Genomic DNA, 16,948 nt, shown 5'->3' with positions numbered 1-16,948 from the left:
CGTCAGAGCATTCATACGCAAGCAACGCGCTTGCCTTACACTGCGCGCCTATGACCAACATCCCCCACACTCAAATCACCGAACCCGCCGTCACCTGCTCGACGTGCGCAGCCTGCTGCTGCCAGCTGGAAGTCATGCTGATCACCGACACCGGCGTGCCAGAGCGTTATATCGATACCGACGATTGGGGCGGTGAAGTGATGCTGCGCCTGGATGACGGCTGGTGCGCGGCGCTGGATCGGGACACGATGATGTGCACGATTTACGAGCGGCGGCCGTTGATCTGTCGGGAATTCGAGATGGGTGCGCCGGAGTGCCTGGAAGAGCGCCAAGGCATTGCGACGGCGTATCGCTGAGCCAACATGGGGTGGATATAAAATGTGGGAGCTGGCTTGCCTGCGATAGCATCACTTCGGTGTAACTGATAAACCGAGGTGTCTGCATCGCAGGCAAGCCAGCTCCCACATGGTTTGGCGCAGGCTTGAGAGTTACAACGGGTAGGTATAGTGCAACGAGTAGCTCTCTACCCCGTCGTTATTGCTGCTGATGCCTGCATTGGAATAGTGCGTGGCACGAATGCCCACTTCATGCCCGCCGGCAAAGCGCAAACCAAAGCCCAGGCGGTCTTCGAACTGGAAAGCCTGGCCGATGTTGTTGTCTTCAACCCGCGTGCGTGAAAACACCGCCACACCGATACCCGCTTCGATGTAAGGCTTGACCTTCTCCCCGGCAAACTCATACACAAACACCGGCGAGAACGACAGGCTGCTGACACTCGCGCGTTTGTCGCCGTCCCAGTAAGTGTAAGCGCCACTCCAATAGCCGGTCAGTCGGCCCGTATCACTCTGCCACCAGCTTTTATCCCAATCCGACGTCAGCCCCAACCGATAGGTCATGGTCGAATCGCTGGTACCCCCCACCCCAAATTCCAGGCCGGCGGCCTGGGCCGAAACTGAGTGTCCCACCACCGCGGCCGCAATCGCAGCCAAACAGAACAAGCGCTTCATAAGAGCACATCCTTTGAGATCGAAGTTGTATGGTTTGTACAGGCTAACGCTATAGAAGCTTGCGCGATGCCAGAAGTTCAGCTTCTAACCGCGATGTTTCACGAATTTTTCACAAGCCAAAATTACGCACAACGCCAGGAGACTTCCAGAGTGTCGGTAGGATATTTCTTAGGTGATCGACGTCGCCGCTGGTCCAGAACTGCGCCGGCTCAGGATTGCCAGGCGACAGCAGGTCACGCTCGCCCAACAGACGCTTGAGCTGGCGGGCCACGGCAGCGCCGGTGTCGATCAGGACGATGCTGGGGGGAAGCATCTGTGCCAGAAGCGGCTTGAGGAAGGGATAGTGGGTGCAGCCGAGGATGATGGTGTCGCAACCTGCGCTGAGCAGCGGGGTGACATAGCCCTGCAACAGCTGGCGAAGTGCGGCACTGTTGAGGTCACCGGTTTCGATCAGTTCAACCAACCCCGGACACGGCTGGGTAATCACCCGCACATCGGTGGCGAAGCGATCGAGCAGCGCGGCGAACTTGGCGCTTTGCAAGGTGCCGGTGGTGGCCAGCACGCCGACCACGCCGCTGCGGGTGGCGGCCGCCGCCGGTTTGACCGCAGGTTCCATGCCCACCAGGGGCCAGTCGGGATAGTCCTGGCGCAAATCAGCCACGGCGGCGACGGTTGCGGTATTACAGGCAATCACAAAGGCCTTGGCGCCTTTTTCGCGGAAAAACTCGGCGACCAAACGGCTACGTTCAAGAATGAACGCCGGGGATTTTTCACCGTAGGGGATATGCCCGCCGTCAGCCACGTATAACAACGACTCATGGGGCAACAATTGCTGAATTTCATCCAGCACCGACAGGCCGCCGACGCCGGAATCGAACACACCAATGGGCGCGTCCTTAACCATGGGCCGTCCCGCAAACGCTGCAGCCGGGATCGCGCTTGACGCGCAGCTCGCGAAAACGCGTGGTCAAGGCATCGATCAGTAGCAAACGCCCCACCAACGGCTCACCAAAACCTGCCAGCAACTTCAAGGCTTCCAGTGCTTGCAGGCTACCGACCAGCCCGACCAACGGGCCGATCACGCCGGCTTCGCTGCAGGTCAGTTCGGTGTCGCTGCCATGCCCATATAAACAGTGGTAGCACGGGCTTTCGGCGCGCCGTGGGTCGAACACCGACAATTGGCCTTCCAGGCGAACGGCTGCGCCGCTGACCAAAGGCTTGCCCGCTGCAACGCAAGCGGCGTTTACGGCCTCACGGGTAGAGAAGTTATCGCTGCAATCGAGCACCACATCGACCGCAGCCACTGCGGCGGCGAGTGAGTCGGCATCCAGCGCAGTGCGATGGGCGACCAACGCGATTTCCGGGTTGATGGCGGCCAGGCGGCGCATGGCCGAATCGACCTTGGCCTGCCCGACGCTGTCGGTGTCGTGGATGATCTGGCGTTGCAGGTTGGTCAAGTCGACGGTATCGAAGTCTGCCAGGTGCAACTCACCCACACCGGCGGCGGCCAGGTACAGCGCGACCGGCGCGCCGAGCCCACCGAGGCCGACGATCAGCGCGCGGGCGTTTTTCAGGCGCAATTGGCCGTCGATGTCGACGTGCTGCAACAGAATCTGTCGGCTATAGCGCAACAGCTCCTGGTCGGTCAGCACGGGCGGCGCCCCAACGTGATGCGTTCGTGGCCGCCGAGGTCGATGCGGCTGTGGACCTCATCAAAGCCCTCACCCGACAACAAATCACGTACCGCTGCAGCTTGGTCGTAACCGTGTTCGAGCAGCAACCAGCCACCGGCATTCAAGTGGGCCGGGGCCTGGGCGATGATCAACCGCAAATCGTCCAGCCCATCATGGCCTGCCACCAAGGCACTGGCGGGCTCAAAGCGCACATCGCCAGCCACCAGATGGGGATCGTTATCGGCAATGTAAGGTGGGTTGCTGATGATCAAGTCGAAGTGCTGGCCTTGCAACGCGCTGAACCAATGGCTGTTCAACACCGTGGCGTTCTTCAGGTGCAGGCGCTGGCGGTTGCGTTCGGCCAGGGCCACGGCTTCGAGCACACGATCGACCGCAGTGACCTGCCAGGCCGGGCGCTCGCTGGCCAGGGCCAGGGCGATCGCGCCGCTGCCAGTGCCAAGATCAAGCACCTTGGCAGGCGTGGCCGGCAACAATTCAAGGGCGGCTTCCACCAGCAGCTCGGTTTCCGGGCGCGGAATCAGCGTGTGCGGCGCGACCTCCAGGTCGAGCTTCCAGAAACCCTGTTGGCCGAGGATATAGGCCACCGGCTCACCCGCGCGACGACGCTGCAGGTAATCGGCGAAGGTCAGCGCGTTTTCGCTGCTGACGATTTTTTCCGGCCAGGTGTGCAGGTAGCTGCGCGATTTGCCCAAGGCAGCGGCCAGTAGCAATTCCACATCCAAACGCGCGGTGGGCGAGTCAGGCAGGTCAGCAGCGCGCAGGAGGCTGGCAATAATGGTCATTTATTCACCTATCGCAGCCAATTGATCAGCCTGGTATTCGGCCAGCAAAGGCTCAATCACTGCATCTACGCCGCCGGCGAGAATTTCGTCGAGGGAGTAAAGGGTGAGGTTGACCCGGTGGTCGGTGACCCGGCCCTGAGCAAAGTTGTAGGTGCGGATGCGTTCGGAGCGGTCGCCCGAGCCCACCAGCAACTTGCGCTCGCTGGCAATTGCGTTGGCGGCGGCGCTGGTCTGCTGGTCGTTGAGCTTGGCCGACAGCCAGGACATGGCCCGGGCACGGTTTTTGTGCTGGGAACGTTCTTCCTGGCACTCGACCACGATGCCCGACGGCAAGTGGGTAATGCGGATCGCCGAGTCGGTCTTGTTCACGTGCTGACCACCGGCGCCCGACGAGCGGTAGGTGTCGACACGCAAGTCTGCCGGGTTGATCTCAATGGCTTCCTGCTCGTCCGGCTCGGGCAACACGGCCACGGTGCACGCCGAGGTGTGGATACGGCCCTGGGATTCAGTCGCCGGAACCCGCTGCACGCGGTGCGCGCCGGATTCGAATTTGAGCTTGCCGTAAACGTTGTCACCTTCGACTCGCGCGATGACTTCTTTATAACCGCCGTGCTCACCGATGTTCTCGGACAAAATCTCGACCCGCCAGCCACGTCGCTCGGCGTAGCGCGAATACATACGGAACAGGTCGCCGGAGAAGATCGCCGCCTCATCGCCACCGGTGCCGGCACGGATTTCGAGGAACACGTTACGTCCGTCGTTCGGGTCTTTGGGCAGCAGCATGCGTTGCAGGTCGCCTTCGAGCTCGACCAGCTTGTCTTTGGCTTCGCGGACTTCTTCCACGGCCATTTCACGCATGTCCGGGTCGCTGTCCTTGAGCAGCGCCTGGGCGCCCTCGAGGTCGGCCTGCACTTTCATCAGGCTTTTATAGGTGGCCACAATCGGCTCAACTTCGGCGTATTCCTTGGAATAGGCGCGGAACTTGGTCTGATCGGAGATGACCTCGCCATCGCCGAGCAAGGCGGTCAGTTCTTCGAAACGGTCCTGGAGCACGTCCAGTTTATTGAGCAGTGACGCTTTCATTGCGGTTTTTTATCCGAAGAGCTATCTGACGCGCCCTCACCGAGGGCAAAGAGTTCCTGGGCCATGGCCAGCGCATCGAGGCGGCCTTCGGCGGTAAGCTTTTTCAACTGAACGCTGGGGGCGTGGAGCAATTTGTTGGTCAGGCCACGCGCCAGTTGCATCAGCACGTCTTCTGCGCTGCCGCCGTTGGCCAGCAAACGCTGGGCCTTGATCAATTCCTCATCACGCAGGCGTTCGCCCTGCTGACGATACGCCTTGAGCACATCGACCGCCGCCAGCTCCCGCAGGCGCACCATAAAGTCTTCGGCGCCGGTGCTGACCATTTCCTCGGCGGCCTGGGCAGCGCCCTGGCGACTCTTGAGGTTTTCGGCGACCACTTCGTGCAGATCGTCGACGCTGTAGAGGTAAACGTCGTCCAACTCGCCGACTTCAGGCTCGATATCGCGGGGAACGGCGATATCCACCATGAAGATCGGTTTGTGCTTGCGCAGCTTCAATGCACTCTCGACCGCGCCTTTGCCCAGGATTGGCAACTGACTAGCGGTGGAGCTGATGACGATATCGCTGCGCACCAGCTCGGCCGGGATGTCCGACAGCAACACAGCATGGGCGCCAAACTGCTCGGCCAGGATGCTTGCGCGCTCCAGGGTGCGGTTGGCGACCACAATACGCTTGACGCCCAGGTCATGCAGGTGGCGGGCGACCAATGTGATGGTTTCACCGGCGCCGATCAACAGCGCCTGGCTGCGCTGCAAGTCACTGAAAATCTGTTTGGCCAGGCTGACAGCGGCGAACGCCACGGACACCGGGTTTTCACCGATGGCGGTGTCGGTACGCACCTGCTTGGCCGAATTGAACGTGGCCTGGAACAAACGGCCAAGCAACGGGCCGACGGTGCCGGCCTCGCGGGCCACGGCGTAGGCGGATTTCATCTGCCCGAGGATCTGTGGCTCGCCCAACACCAGCGAGTCGAGCCCTGCGGCGACGCGCATCATGTGACGAACTGCCGCATCCTCTTCATGCACATAAGCACTGGCGCGCAGGTCGTCGAGGTCCAAATGGTGATAATCGGCCAGCCAGCGCAGCACCACATCCGCTGAAAGATGTTCCTGCTCTATATAAAGCTCGCTGCGATTGCAGGTCGAAAGGATCGCAGCTTCGCGGCTGTCGGTGAGCCGGCAGAGCTGCTGCAAGGCCTCAACCAACTGCTCTGGCGTAAACGCCACGCGCTCGCGCACGTCTACGGTTGCAGTCTTGTGGTTAATACCGAGTGCGAGGAAGGCCATTCAATATCGCTGATGATGTCGGGAAGCCGACAATTGTCCTACTTCGAAAGATCCAGAACAACCACCGTCGTCTATTGTCCTAGTAGCTTGTGCCTATAAAGGCGCCCACTGAGACTCGGTTATGTTTGGCCGAAGGCTTGTGTCATGATGATCCGACCGCAGGTTAGTCGTCCTCTTCCTATATGAATAGATCTTCCGCGTTGCTCCTTGCTTTTGTCTTCCTCAGCGGCTGCCAGGCCTTGGCACCCGTGTCGCCGGACGGTACGCCGCCGGTCGAAGACAGCACCCCAGCCCCTGAAAAGCCCAAGGTTTACTCCTCGTTCAATGAAGAAACGATCTATAGCCTGCTGACCGCCGAACTCGCCGGCCAGCGCAATCGTTTCGATATTGCCCTGGATAACTACGTGACCCAGGCCATCAATACCCAGGACCCGGGCATTTCGGAGCGTGCGTTTCGCATCGCCGAATACCTGGGGGCTGACCAGGCCGCGCTGGACACCTCGCTGATCTGGGCGAAAAACGCCCCGGACGACCTGGAAGCGCAACGCGCGGCGGCTGTGCAACTGGCCCGCGCCGGGCGTTATGACGACTCCATGGTCTATATGGAGAAAGTCTTGCAGGGCAAGGGCGACACGCATTTCGACTTCCTCGCGCTGTCGGCGGCCGACACCGACCAGGACACGCGCAATGGCCTGATGAAGAGTTTTGACCGCCTGCTGCAAAAACACCCGAAGAACAGCCAGCTGATTTTCGGCAAGGCTTTGCTGCTGCAACAGGATGACGAAGCCGATGCTGCGCTCAAGTTGCTGGAGCAGAACCCGCCGGAAGACGGCGAGATCGCCCCTATTCTGCTGCGCGCGCGCCTGCTGCAGAACCTTAATCGCGGCAAGGAAGCGATTCCACTGCTGGAAAAAAGCATCAAGAAGTATCCGGGCGACAAGCGTTTGCTGCTGACCTATGCGCGCATGCTGGTTGAGCAAGACCGCATGGAAGACGCCAAAGTGCAGTTCGCCAACCTGGTCCAGCAATACCCTGACGACGACGAATTGCGTTATTCGCTGGCATTGGTGTGCCTGGAAGCCAAGGCCTGGGACGAGGCCAAGGGTTACCTGGAGGAGCTGATCGAGCGCGAAAGCCATGTGGATTCGGCGCACCTGAACCTCGGCCGCATCGCTGAAGAACGCAACGACCCGCAGGCTGCACTGCTTGAATACGCCCAGGTCGGCCCCGGCAATGACTACCTGCCTGCCCAGTTGCGTCAGGCCGATATCCTGATGAGCAACGGCCGCACCGACGAAGCCGAAAAACGCTTGGCGGCGGCACGCGCTGCCGAGCCGGACTATGCGATCCAGCTGTACCTGATCCAGGCCGAGACGCTGTCGGCCAACAAGCAGGGCGAACGCGCCTGGAAATTGCTGCAACAAGCCTTGCTGCAATACCCCGACGATTTGAACCTGCTGTATACCCGCGCCATGCAGGCGGAAAAACGCAATGACCTGGCGCAAATGGAAAAAGACCTGCGCCTGATCATCAAGCGCGACCCGGACAACGCGATGGCGCTCAACGCCCTGGGCTACACCTTGTCGGACCGCACCACGCGTTACGCCGAAGCCAAGGTGCTGATCGAACAAGCCCACAAGCTCAACCCGGAAGACCCGGCCGTGCTCGACAGCCTGGGGTGGGTGAATTACCGCCTGGGCAACCTCGACGAGGCCGAACGCTTGCTGCGCCAGGCACTCGAACGCTTCCCGGACCAGGAAGTCGCCGCTCACCTGGGTGAAGTGCTGTGGGCCAACGGCAAACAGCGCGAAGCGCGACAAATCTGGGAAAAATTCCTCAAGGAACAACCCGAAAGCCCCATCCTGCGCGGCACCATCAAGCGCCTGACCGGATCCGAGACCCTTTAAGCTTATGTTCTTGCGCCACGTTATTGTTTTTAGTTTCATCGCCCTGCTCGCCGGTTGCGCGGGCATCGGCAGTCGCGAATCCGTTGAAGGCCAGGGCAACCCGGCGCAATGGCAGCAGCACAAGGATCAGCTCAGCAGCATTGACGGCTGGCAGATCGACGGCAAAGTCGGGGTGCGCGCACCAAAAGATTCCGGCAGCGGTACTTTGTTCTGGCTGCAACGCCAGGACTATTACGATATTCGTCTGTCCGGGCCGCTGGGCCGTGGCGCAGCACGCCTGACCGGCCGACCAGGGCAAGTGAGCCTGGAAGTGGCCAACCAGGGCCGCTATGAGGCAACCACGCCGGAAGAATTGCTGGAACAGCAGATCGGCTGGAAGCTCCCCGTTTCGCACCTGGTGTGGTGGGTACGCGGCTTGCCCGCGCCGGACAGCAAAAGCCGGCTGAGCCTTAACGGCGACAGCCGCCTGGCCACACTTGAGCAGGATGGCTGGCAGGTCGAGTACCTGAGCTATGTGGAACAGAGTGGCTACTGGCTGCCTGAGCGCATCAAACTGCATGGCACCGACCTTGACGTCACGCTGGTGATCAAGGAATGGCAACCACGCAAGCTGGGGCAATAACGTGACCTCAGAACGCTTGACGCTGCCCTCTCCCGCCAAACTCAACCTGATGCTGCACATTCTTGGGCGCCGTGAAGACGGCTACCACGAACTGCAGACGCTGTTTCAATTTCTCGATTACGGCGATGAACTGACCTTCGCCGTACGCGACGACGGCGTGATCCAGCTGCACACCGAATTCGAAGGCGTGCCCCACGACAGCAATCTGATTGTCAGGGCCGCAAAAAAACTTCAGGCGCAATCTGGTTGCTCGCTCGGTATCGACATCTGGATCGATAAAATTTTGCCCATGGGCGGCGGCATCGGCGGCGGCAGCTCAAATGCCGCGACCACCCTGCTCGGTTTGAATCACTTGTGGCAACTGGGCTGGGACCACGATCGCCTGGCCACGCTGGGCCTGACACTGGGCGCCGACGTACCGGTTTTCGTGCGTGGGCACGCGGCTTTTGCCGAAGGCGTCGGGGAAAAACTCACCCCGGAATACCCCGAAGAGCCGTGGTATGTCGTGCTTGTTCCGCAAGTATCTGTAAGTACAGCAGAAATTTTTTCAGATCCACTGTTGACACGTAACTCTCCTCCCATTAAAGTGCGCCCCGTTCCCAAGGGAAACAGTCGAAATGACTGCTTACCGGTTGTAGCAAGGCGTTATCCAGAGGTACGTAACGCTTTGAATTTGTTAGGTAAATTTACCGAAGCAAAATTAACCGGAACTGGAAGTTGTGTGTTTGGGGGCTTCCCAAGCAAAGCTGAAGCTGATAAAGTCTCGGCCCTTCTTACAGAGACCCTTACAGGGTTTGTAGCAAAGGGAAGCAACGTTTCGATGTTGCATCGCAAGCTGCAAAGTCTGCTCTAAAAGGAACCGAGTACTGGGTACTCGTTGCAACAGATACAGGGGCGTCGCCAAGCGGTAAGGCAGCAGGTTTTGATCCTGCCATGCGTTGGTTCGAATCCAGCCGCCCCTGCCATTTTCTAATACTCATCCAGGTTACCCTCAGCCTCTAGGTACTGCGCGTGTCCAAGATGATGGTCTTTACGGGGAACGCCAACCCCGATCTGGCTCGACGTGTCGTACGTCAGCTGCATATCCCTCTCGGTGACATCTCTGTCGGTAAATTCTCCGACGGCGAAATTACAGCCGAGATCAATGAAAACGTCCGCGGTAAAGATGTTTTCATTATTCAGCCGACCTGCGCTCCGACCAACGATAACCTGATGGAACTCGTCGTGATGGCTGATGCCTTCCGCCGCTCCTCAGCGACTCGAATCACAGCTGTAATCCCTTACTTTGGTTATGCCCGTCAGGATCGCCGTCCGCGTTCCGCACGTGTGGCTATCAGCGCGAAAGTCGTGGCTGACATGCTGACCGTGGTAGGCATCGACCGTGTTCTCACGGTTGACCTGCACGCTGACCAAATCCAGGGGTTCTTCGATATTCCGGTAGATAACATCTACGGCTCCCCAGTACTGGTGGATGACATTGAAGACCAGCGCTTTGAAAACCTGATGATCGTGTCCCCGGACATTGGTGGCGTCGTGCGTGCACGGGCTGTTGCCAAATCCCTGGGCGTGGACCTTGGGATCATCGACAAACGCCGTGAAAAAGCCAATCACTCTGAAGTGATGCATATCATCGGTGATGTCGAAGGGCGTACCTGTATTCTGGTTGATGACATGGTCGACACCGCCGGCACCCTGTGCCACGCGGCGAAAGCCTTGAAAGAGCACGGTGCAGCAAAAGTCTTCGCCTACTGCACACACCCTGTGCTGTCGGGCCGAGCGATCGAGAACATCGAGAACTCCATGCTGGACGAACTGGTGGTGACTAACACCATCCCGTTGTCCGCAGCAGCTCAAGCCTGTTCGCGTATCCGTCAACTGGATATCGCACCGGTAGTTGCCGAAGCGGTTCGCCGCATCAGCAACGAAGAATCGATCAGCGCGATGTTCCGATAAGGGTCAAACCTTACGAAACATCCCACTGACGAAAAGCGCCCCGCCCCAGCATTCTGTTGGGGCGGGGCTTTTTTGCCCATATCGCCTTTAGCGCTGGTCGCAAACGCTGGGGCGAATGTGGTTATTTTGGAGATACAACATGAACGATTTTACTCTGAATGCTGAAGCGCGTTCCGACCTGGGGAAAGGTGCGAGCCGCCGCCTGCGTCGTCTCGCAAGCCTGGTTCCAGCTGTAGTTTACGGTGGCGACAAAGCCCCTGAATCCATCAGCATGCTGGCCAAAGAAATCGCCAAACTGCTCGAAAACGATGCTGCTTACAGCCACGTTATCGAACTGAACGTTGGCGGCAAAAAGCAAAACGTGATCATCAAGGCTCTGCAACGTCACCCGGCCAAAGGCCACGTGCTGCACGCTGACTTTGTACGCGTAATTGCCGGTCAGAAACTGACCGCTATCGTTCCAGTTCACTTCGTTGGCGAAGAAGCTCCGGTCAAGAAAGGCGGCGAAATCTCGCACGTCCTGAACGAAATCGAAGTGACTTGCCTGCCGAAAGACCTGCCTGAGTTCATCGAAGTCGACCTGTCGGCTCTGGAAATCGGCGCCATCATCCACCTGTCCGACCTCAAAGCCCCTAAAGGCGTTGAGTTTGTTGCACTGGCTCACGGTGATGACAAAGCTGTTGCAAACGTTCACGCTCCACGCGTTGCACCAGAAGCTGAAGAAGGCGCTGCAGAGTAATTCACTCTGTAATGTCGGAGCTTGAGGAAACATCGCGGACCGGAACGTAGCGAGAAAGCGGGCGATAACGCGGCGTTTACTCTTGAGTAAATGATCTTTTGTTGTCCACTTTCGCCGCACGCAGGTGTCGGCGATGTTACCCACAACTCCAAAGGAAGGGCCCCTGTCGTGACTGCCATTAAACTGATCGTTGGCCTGGGAAATCCAGGCGCCGAATACGAACAGACCCGGCATAACGCGGGGGCCCTTTTTGTTGAGCGTATCGCCCACGCGCAAGGTGTAAACCTTGTGGCCGATCGCAAGTATTTTGGCCTGACCGGGCGCTTCTCGCACCAGGGTCAGGATGTTCGTCTGCTGATTCCCACCACCTACATGAACCGCAGCGGCCAGGCTGTCGCGGCGCTTGCGGGCTTCTTCCGGATCAAACCCGAAGAAATCCTGGTGGCCCATGACGAACTGGACCTGCCACCCGGTGTTGCCAAGCTCAAGCTCGGCGGCGGGCATGGCGGGCACAACGGCCTGCGCGACATCATCGCGCAGTTGGGTAATCAGAATAATTTTTACCGTCTGCGGCTCGGCATTGGCCACCCAGGCGTTGCCAGTATGGTTTCAAATTTCGTCCTGGGTCGTGCGCCACGCGCCGAACAGGAAAAACTCGATGCCAGCATCGACTTTGCCCTCGGCGTGCTGCCGGATATCTTCGCCGGTGAATGGAACCGCGCGATGAAAAACCTGCACAGCCAGAAGGCCTGACTCTTACCGAGGGGAAACACCATGGGATTCAATTGCGGCATCGTCGGCCTGCCCAACGTCGGCAAATCCACCCTGTTCAACGCCCTGACCAAGTCCGGTATTGCGGCGGAGAACTTCCCCTTCTGCACCATCGAACCCAACAGCGGTATCGTGCCGATGCCGGATCCGCGTCTGGACGCGTTGGCGGCGATCGTCAATCCCAAGCGCATCCTGCCGACCACCATGGAGTTCGTCGACATCGCAGGCCTGGTGGCCGGTGCGTCGAAAGGTGAAGGCCTGGGTAACAAGTTCTTGGCCAACATCCGCGAAACCGATGCCATCGCCCACGTGGTCCGCTGCTTTGAAGACGAGAACGTGATTCACGTCTCCAACAGCGTCGACCCGAAACGCGACATCGAGATCATCGACCTGGAACTGATCTTCGCCGACCTCGACAGCTGCGAGAAGCAACTGCAAAAAGTTGCGCGTAACGCCAAAGGCGGCGACAAGGACGCAGTGGTCCAGAAAGGCCTGCTGGAGCAGTTGATCGCGCACTTCACCGAAGGCAAGCCGGCACGCAGCCTGATGAAGAGCATGGGCGTCGACGAGAAAGCCGTGATCAAAGGCTTCCACCTGCTGACCACCAAGCCGGTGATGTACATCGCCAACGTCGCTGAAGACGGCTTCGAGAACAACCCGCTGCTCGACGTGGTCAAGGCCATCGCCGAGGAAGAAGGTGCGATCGTGGTGCCGGTGTGCAACAAGATCGAAGCGGAAATCGCCGAACTGGATGACGGCGAAGAAAAAGACATGTTCCTCGAGGCCCTGGGCCTGGAAGAGCCTGGCCTGAACCGCGTGATCCGCGCCGGTTACGAAATGCTCAACCTGCAGACCTACTTCACCGCCGGTGTCGAAGAAGTCCGCGCCTGGACCGTCAAGGTCGGCGCCACCGCGCCACAGGCCGCCGGCGTGATCCACACCGACTTCGAAAAAGGCTTTATCCGCGCCGAAGTCATCGCCTACAACGACTTCATCCAGTACAAGGGTGAAGCCGGTACCAAGGAAGCCGGTAAATGGCGTCTGGAAGGCAAAGAGTACATCGTCAAGGATGGCGACGTGATGCACTTCCGCTTTAACGTATAAGCGCCACCTGCGGTTTTGCCGCAAACAAAAAGCCGATGCACTGCATCGGCTTTTTTGTGGCCGGTTGTTTGTCAGTCGGCAATCGCCATCTTGTTGGTTATTTGAAAACTTAAGATATTTCCTATTGATTGCGCAAACAACAGCTCAACCGTTTTGAATGATGTTAAGCGACAAGTTAATGACTTTTCCTACGCATGCCTAGCTTACTCTTACCTGCATACTCGACGAGAAATATTATACTTTACGCTCTGCCCAGCACGTTTTGAATAACTGCCTTTTAATCGTAAATAATCACGAGAGTGGAGCCCCCATCCGATGTCGGCCGCCGATCACGAAGAACGCGAAACCGATACGCCATTCATTGATGGCTCGGATATTGAGAATACGATCAATAGCACAGCGACACTTAATGTTGACATCTTGTTGCTCGGGGAAACCGGCACCGGCAAAGATACCCTGGCACAACGCGTGCATCGCCTGTCGGGCCGTCGAGGCAACTTTGTTGCTGTCAATTGCGCCGCTATCCCGGAAAGCCTCGCCGAAAGCCAATTGTTCGGCGTTAACAGTGGTGCTTATACCGGGGCTGTGCAGTCACGCGCAGGGTTTATCGAAGCAGCTCACCTGGGTACGTTGTATTTGGATGAAATCGACAGCATGCCGCTTTCGCTTCAAGCCAAGCTATTGCGAATGCTGGAATCACGCGGCGTTGAACGGCTCGGCTCAACACGCTTCATCCCGGTCGACATGCGCGTCATCGCGTCCGCTCAACAATCGCTGCATGACATGGTCGAGCAAGGCAACTTCAGGCGGGACCTGTATTTTCGCCTGAACGTGATTAACATCAAGCTGCCACCGCTGCGTGACAGACGTGAGCGCATCGTACCGTTGTTTCTGGAGATGATTAAACAAGAGGCGGAGCACTTTAACTGCGCAGCCCCGCCCCCCACCAGCGAACTGCTTCAGCAGTTGCTGTGCCATCCGTGGCGGGGCAATGTCCGCGAACTACGCTCCGCGGCCAAGCGTTTTGTGCTTGGGCTGCCACCTTTATCGGCATCAACGACTGAACCTTCGGAGCTGGGCCTGAAAGACCGTCTGCAGCGCATTGAGAAAACACTCATTGAAGAGTCTTTACAGCGTCACACTTACAGCGTGGATTGTGTCGCGTTGGAACTCGGTGTCGCCAAGCGCACCCTCTATTATAGAATGAAGCAGCTGGGTGTTGCACTTAACGCCTGCGCACCGTTTCCGGGAACGCAATAAGCTATGAAACACATGGAAACAAGTAACCACCAACCGATGGAACTGTTTCCAGAGGCGTCGCCACTCAATGTACGAGCGTCGATTATCGAATAACGATGTAGCACAGTTAATCGAAAGGCTTATTGCAAAAACCTACTAACTTGTGAAACCAAAGGTGAAAGTATGAGTTCTCCAATCGGCGGCGGTGGCGGCATGAGCAGTAAAGAACTTTTCAGCCAAATGAAAACTCTGACTGAGGAAAAAAACAAAGAAACGCTCGAGATGGCAAAGCTGGACAAAGATGCTTCGATTGCCAGCAAGTGGGGCCAAATAATTAACAAAGTACAATAAGTAACACAGGCTTTCTCTAGTTTAATTTATAGAGAAAGCCTCACTTGTTCCCTGAGGGTAATTAATATGCGCATAACGCTTGATAAAGAACGGGAAACCTATTCAGGTGCCCCTGGGTTTTCCGTCGAAAAAAGCAGCGATAGCACCCACGACACGCATTTTTTCAGTGCGGCACTGGAGCAGAACAAAAATTACTCGCAGGCTTCCTCCGCCTCAGGAAACAGCCTGTCGCTGATGGACCAATCAGAGCGGTTGAAATCCAACAACGAAAAAATCCCCAAGCTGCTGCGTGAATATTCCAAGACCCATAACGAGCTAAAAATGGCGGACGCCACAAAGACCATTATTGAATCAAAAGAAATCCTCAACATCGGCGTCAAGGTCATAAAACACGGTGCTTCGCTCGTTGAGAAAACCATTAACCTGCAATAGGTGAACCATGCGCCGCTGCCGCTCTATTCTCTTATGGCTGACCCTTTTATCGGTGCTCAGCGGATGCGGTGAAAGCGTCGAACTGCACCGAAAGTTATCCGAGCAGGAAGCCAATGAGGTGATCGCTGAATTGGCAGACAAGCAGATTCGGGCACAAAAACAGCTGGAAAAAGACGGCGTGGCCGTTCGCGTGCGTACAGACGATATTGCTGCCGCCGTCCACACGCTTGCCGCCGCCGGGTTGCCAAAGACTGCGCGGTCCACGCTGGGCGACGTCTTTCGCAAGGAAGGAGTGATTTCTACACCGCTTGAGGAACGTGCCCGCTATATCTATGCGTTATCTCAGGAGCTGGAAGCGACCTTGTCCAATATCGATGGGGTTCTTGTCGCCAGGGTGCATGTGGTACTGCCCGAGCGAGTCGCACCGGGAGAACCGGTACAACCGGCCTCGGCATCGGTCTTCATCAAGCATGATCCACGGCTGGAACCTGACAGCCTGCTGCCGCGCATTCGGCGGATGGTCGCCAGTAGCATACCGGGCATGACAACGGCCGTTGCAAACCCGCAAAAACTGACCGTGATCTTCGTGCCGGCTACCGCCTACAAACAAAAGCAGCAACTCGCCTACTTCGGGCCGTTTCTGATTAAGCCGGGTGACCTCGCTTTTTGGCAGACCATGCTTACATTGTTCTTTATCGTCCTGGTAGCCGGGTGCGCAGCAGCGGGGTTCTGGCTGAAAAAGGCGCGCGCCGCCCAACAAGCCGAGCCGAACGCGAATGACGCATGACAACCTCACCTGGGCCAAGTGGTGGGCCTGCCCCTGGCTCGATTCGCCCCACGACTGGCCGCCTTTCGACCCTTCATTGCCCTATTCGAAAACACTCTGCCAGAGCCAGCATGCGGCAATGGCAACGGCGTTGGGAATTGACCCATGCCTGCCTGTCGAGCCGTCTCCAGCCCTGCTGCAGTTGGTCCTTGAACCTACGCAACGCAGAGACCTCATCCTCGCGCTGGTCGGCGGTGTTTACCAGATCAAAACTCACACGCCGTTGAGCCAAGACCTGCAACTCTGGTGCGTACGCCTTTCCAAGGCACTGATGCCCAACACCCTGAAAATCGGCACTGAAGACCCCCTGCACTATTTACGCGCCTGGGTAGAACCCTCTGTGTGGCAGCGGCTGCGGTTGAGCTTTGACCGCCACCGGGTGCTTGCACTTGAGCAAGCCCCTCGACTGAGTGAAACCCACGACAAGCTCGAAACAATTTGGAAGGCCGCTATATGGCGCACCGGTGCGTCAAACAACGAGCCGGTGTTTTCCTTCGCCGAGGAGTCCCAGGACGATGCTGTGCAAACGCACGATTGAGCTAAGCAAGCCGCTTCCTTCACGCACGGGCTCGTTGATTCCTTTGGAAACGTTGGCGGACTGCGCCCGCGACACCGAATTGTTAAACAGTGCCCAGGATCAGGCCGATGAAATCCTGCGCCAGACCCATGTGCAACGCGACCAATTGCTGCTGCTGGCACAGCATGAGTTCTGGCAACGCGCCAATCGCCAATTGCACCTGTGGCACACGCAACAGCAGGCGATCCTCGACAACATCGAACGCATCGCCACATCGGTCACCCACAGCGCCATTCGCAGCTTGCTCGAGGACACAACGACGACTCAGCGGGTGTCGGCCATGCTCAAGCAAATGCTCGTAGCCCAGGCTCCGGCGATCCGCGCAAAGTTGGTCTGCAACCCACAGGATCAAGCGGATGTAGAGCACTGGTTGAATCAACATACCGAGGCGCCCTGGCGCCTGCAGTGTGACGAGTCCGTTGAGCCACAAGTGCTGATCCTGGAGGCGGAGGAAGGCAGCTTTCGTATCGACTGGGCCTCTTCGATCGATGCGCTGTTGGTGCCTCACTCAGACTTTGGTTCAGAGGAATAACCTCTCAACCGACCTGCTGCATTTTTTACCAGATATTTAAAAA

The 16,948-nt window shown here is 57.9% G+C and carries 20 protein-coding genes and 1 tRNA gene; 15 read left to right on the top strand and 6 right to left on the bottom strand.

Features of this window, described 5'->3' with window-relative positions; genetic code table 11:
• Positions 1–50: 50 nt before the first annotated feature.
• Positions 51–356: a YkgJ family cysteine cluster protein gene (locus tag PSH96_RS03840; protein WP_056859129.1), complete on the top strand. Its 306-nt coding sequence runs from the start codon at positions 51–53 to the stop codon at positions 354–356.
• A 132-nt stretch (positions 357–488) separates the two neighbouring features.
• On the opposite strand, the gene PSH96_RS03835 is transcribed toward PSH96_RS03840, so the two are convergent.
• From PSH96_RS03835 to hemA, 6 genes are all read right to left on the bottom strand, one after another.
• On the bottom strand, positions 489–1,007 hold the full coding sequence (locus PSH96_RS03835) for an acyloxyacyl hydrolase (protein WP_017137633.1): 519 nt from the start codon (positions 1,005–1,007) through the stop codon (positions 489–491).
• 109 nt (positions 1,008–1,116) lie between these two features.
• The gene (gene murI / locus PSH96_RS03830) at positions 1,117–1,911 is read right to left on the bottom strand and encodes a glutamate racemase (protein ID WP_305457619.1); all 795 of its coding nucleotides are present in this window, start codon (positions 1,909–1,911) and stop codon (positions 1,117–1,119) included.
• Positions 1,904–2,659 (bottom strand): molybdopterin-synthase adenylyltransferase MoeB, encoded by a 756-nt coding sequence (locus PSH96_RS03825; protein ID WP_305457618.1) that lies wholly within the window; start codon positions 2,657–2,659, stop codon positions 1,904–1,906. Before PSH96_RS03825 ends, murI begins: the two co-directional genes overlap by 8 nt.
• A complete protein-coding gene (gene prmC / locus PSH96_RS03820; protein ID WP_305457616.1) occupies positions 2,653–3,483 on the bottom strand; it encodes a peptide chain release factor N(5)-glutamine methyltransferase in 831 nt (276 codons plus the stop codon). The genes PSH96_RS03825 and prmC overlap by 7 nt, the downstream gene beginning before the upstream one ends.
• Complete coding sequence (gene prfA, locus PSH96_RS03815; protein WP_200432598.1) at positions 3,484–4,566, bottom strand: peptide chain release factor 1; 1,083 nt, start codon at positions 4,564–4,566, stop codon at positions 3,484–3,486.
• Positions 4,563–5,852, bottom strand: a complete 1,290-nt coding sequence (hemA, locus tag PSH96_RS03810; RefSeq protein WP_305457613.1) for a glutamyl-tRNA reductase — start codon at positions 5,850–5,852, stop codon at positions 4,563–4,565. The genes prfA and hemA overlap by 4 nt, the downstream gene beginning before the upstream one ends.
• 182 nt (positions 5,853–6,034) lie before the next feature.
• Between hemA and PSH96_RS03805 the strand changes: the two genes are divergently transcribed.
• From PSH96_RS03805 to sctL, 14 genes are all read left to right on the top strand, one after another.
• Entirely contained in the window at positions 6,035–7,759 is a 1,725-nt protein-coding gene (locus tag PSH96_RS03805; protein ID WP_056859136.1) for a tetratricopeptide repeat protein, read from the top strand.
• Between the two features lie 4 nt (positions 7,760–7,763).
• Positions 7,764–8,381: a lipoprotein insertase outer membrane protein LolB gene (gene lolB / locus PSH96_RS03800; RefSeq protein WP_305457611.1), complete on the top strand. Its 618-nt coding sequence runs from the start codon at positions 7,764–7,766 to the stop codon at positions 8,379–8,381.
• A gap of 49 nt (positions 8,382–8,430) precedes the next feature.
• Complete coding sequence (ispE, locus tag PSH96_RS03795; protein ID WP_178110933.1) at positions 8,431–9,234, top strand: 4-(cytidine 5'-diphospho)-2-C-methyl-D-erythritol kinase; 804 nt, start codon at positions 8,431–8,433, stop codon at positions 9,232–9,234.
• Positions 9,235–9,271: 37 nt separating this feature from the next.
• Positions 9,272–9,346 (top strand) — tRNA-Gln (locus tag PSH96_RS03790).
• 46 nt (positions 9,347–9,392) lie between these two features.
• Positions 9,393–10,334: a ribose-phosphate pyrophosphokinase gene (locus PSH96_RS03785; RefSeq protein WP_003208392.1), complete on the top strand. Its 942-nt coding sequence runs from the start codon at positions 9,393–9,395 to the stop codon at positions 10,332–10,334.
• Between the two features lie 139 nt (positions 10,335–10,473).
• Positions 10,474–11,073 (top strand): 50S ribosomal protein L25/general stress protein Ctc, encoded by a 600-nt coding sequence (locus tag PSH96_RS03780; protein ID WP_058419246.1) that lies wholly within the window; start codon positions 10,474–10,476, stop codon positions 11,071–11,073.
• A 168-nt stretch (positions 11,074–11,241) separates the two neighbouring features.
• On the top strand, positions 11,242–11,826 hold the full coding sequence (gene pth / locus PSH96_RS03775; protein ID WP_010213318.1) for an aminoacyl-tRNA hydrolase: 585 nt from the start codon (positions 11,242–11,244) through the stop codon (positions 11,824–11,826).
• Between the two features lie 21 nt (positions 11,827–11,847).
• Entirely contained in the window at positions 11,848–12,948 is a 1,101-nt protein-coding gene (gene ychF, locus PSH96_RS03770; protein WP_305457608.1) for a redox-regulated ATPase YchF, read from the top strand.
• A 315-nt stretch (positions 12,949–13,263) separates the two neighbouring features.
• Positions 13,264–14,208 (top strand): sigma 54-interacting transcriptional regulator, encoded by a 945-nt coding sequence (locus PSH96_RS03765; RefSeq protein ID WP_305457606.1) that lies wholly within the window; start codon positions 13,264–13,266, stop codon positions 14,206–14,208.
• 162 nt (positions 14,209–14,370) lie between these two features.
• Positions 14,371–14,538, top strand: a complete 168-nt coding sequence (locus PSH96_RS03760; RefSeq protein WP_305457604.1) for a hypothetical protein — start codon at positions 14,371–14,373, stop codon at positions 14,536–14,538.
• A 66-nt stretch (positions 14,539–14,604) separates the two neighbouring features.
• Positions 14,605–14,970 carry a hypothetical protein gene (locus PSH96_RS03755; RefSeq protein ID WP_305457602.1) on the top strand — a complete coding sequence of 122 codons (366 nt, stop codon included), beginning with the start codon at positions 14,605–14,607 and terminating at the stop codon, positions 14,968–14,970.
• 7 nt (positions 14,971–14,977) lie between these two features.
• Entirely contained in the window at positions 14,978–15,757 is a 780-nt protein-coding gene (sctJ, locus tag PSH96_RS03750) for a type III secretion system inner membrane ring lipoprotein SctJ (protein WP_305457601.1), read from the top strand.
• The gene (locus tag PSH96_RS03745; RefSeq protein ID WP_305457599.1) at positions 15,747–16,334 is read left to right on the top strand and encodes a type III secretion protein; all 588 of its coding nucleotides are present in this window, start codon (positions 15,747–15,749) and stop codon (positions 16,332–16,334) included. The genes sctJ and PSH96_RS03745 overlap by 11 nt, the downstream gene beginning before the upstream one ends.
• Entirely contained in the window at positions 16,312–16,905 is a 594-nt protein-coding gene (gene sctL / locus PSH96_RS03740; protein ID WP_305457597.1) for a type III secretion system stator protein SctL, read from the top strand. The genes PSH96_RS03745 and sctL overlap by 23 nt, the downstream gene beginning before the upstream one ends.
• The last annotated feature ends 43 nt before the right edge of the window (positions 16,906–16,948 follow it).

Source organism: Pseudomonas sp. FP2338, assembly GCF_030687515.1.
In the GTDB taxonomy this organism is placed as follows: Bacteria; Pseudomonadota; Gammaproteobacteria; order Pseudomonadales; family Pseudomonadaceae; genus Aquipseudomonas; species Aquipseudomonas salomonii.
Note: the sequence above shows the minus strand (reverse complement) of the source record. Positions and strands in the feature narration are given on the sequence as shown.

Bases quoted from the DNA above. Each gene is read 5' to 3' on its own strand.
- PSH96_RS03840 (WP_056859129.1), top strand. From the start codon at position 51: ATGACCAACATCCCCCACACTCAAATCACCGAACCCGCCGTCACCTGC.
- PSH96_RS03835 (WP_017137633.1), bottom strand. From the start codon at position 1,007: ATGAAGCGCTTGTTCTGTTTGGCTGCGATTGCGGCCGCGGTGGTGGGA.
- murI (WP_305457619.1), bottom strand. From the start codon at position 1,911: ATGGTTAAGGACGCGCCCATTGGTGTGTTCGATTCCGGCGTCGGCGGC.
- prmC (WP_305457616.1), bottom strand. From the start codon at position 3,483: ATGACCATTATTGCCAGCCTCCTGCGCGCTGCTGACCTGCCTGACTCG.
- prfA (WP_200432598.1), bottom strand. From the start codon at position 4,566: ATGAAAGCGTCACTGCTCAATAAACTGGACGTGCTCCAGGACCGTTTC.
- hemA (WP_305457613.1), bottom strand. From the start codon at position 5,852: ATGGCCTTCCTCGCACTCGGTATTAACCACAAGACTGCAACCGTAGAC.
- PSH96_RS03805 (WP_056859136.1), top strand. From the start codon at position 6,035: ATGAATAGATCTTCCGCGTTGCTCCTTGCTTTTGTCTTCCTCAGCGGC.
- lolB (WP_305457611.1), top strand. From the start codon at position 7,764: ATGTTCTTGCGCCACGTTATTGTTTTTAGTTTCATCGCCCTGCTCGCC.
- ispE (WP_178110933.1), top strand. From the start codon at position 8,431: ATGCTGCACATTCTTGGGCGCCGTGAAGACGGCTACCACGAACTGCAG.
- PSH96_RS03780 (WP_058419246.1), top strand. From the start codon at position 10,474: ATGAACGATTTTACTCTGAATGCTGAAGCGCGTTCCGACCTGGGGAAA.
- ychF (WP_305457608.1), top strand. From the start codon at position 11,848: ATGGGATTCAATTGCGGCATCGTCGGCCTGCCCAACGTCGGCAAATCC.
- PSH96_RS03765 (WP_305457606.1), top strand. From the start codon at position 13,264: ATGTCGGCCGCCGATCACGAAGAACGCGAAACCGATACGCCATTCATT.
- PSH96_RS03760 (WP_305457604.1), top strand. From the start codon at position 14,371: ATGAGTTCTCCAATCGGCGGCGGTGGCGGCATGAGCAGTAAAGAACTT.
- PSH96_RS03755 (WP_305457602.1), top strand. From the start codon at position 14,605: ATGCGCATAACGCTTGATAAAGAACGGGAAACCTATTCAGGTGCCCCT.
- sctJ (WP_305457601.1), top strand. From the start codon at position 14,978: ATGCGCCGCTGCCGCTCTATTCTCTTATGGCTGACCCTTTTATCGGTG.
- PSH96_RS03745 (WP_305457599.1), top strand. From the start codon at position 15,747: ATGACGCATGACAACCTCACCTGGGCCAAGTGGTGGGCCTGCCCCTGG.
- sctL (WP_305457597.1), top strand. From the start codon at position 16,312: ATGCTGTGCAAACGCACGATTGAGCTAAGCAAGCCGCTTCCTTCACGC.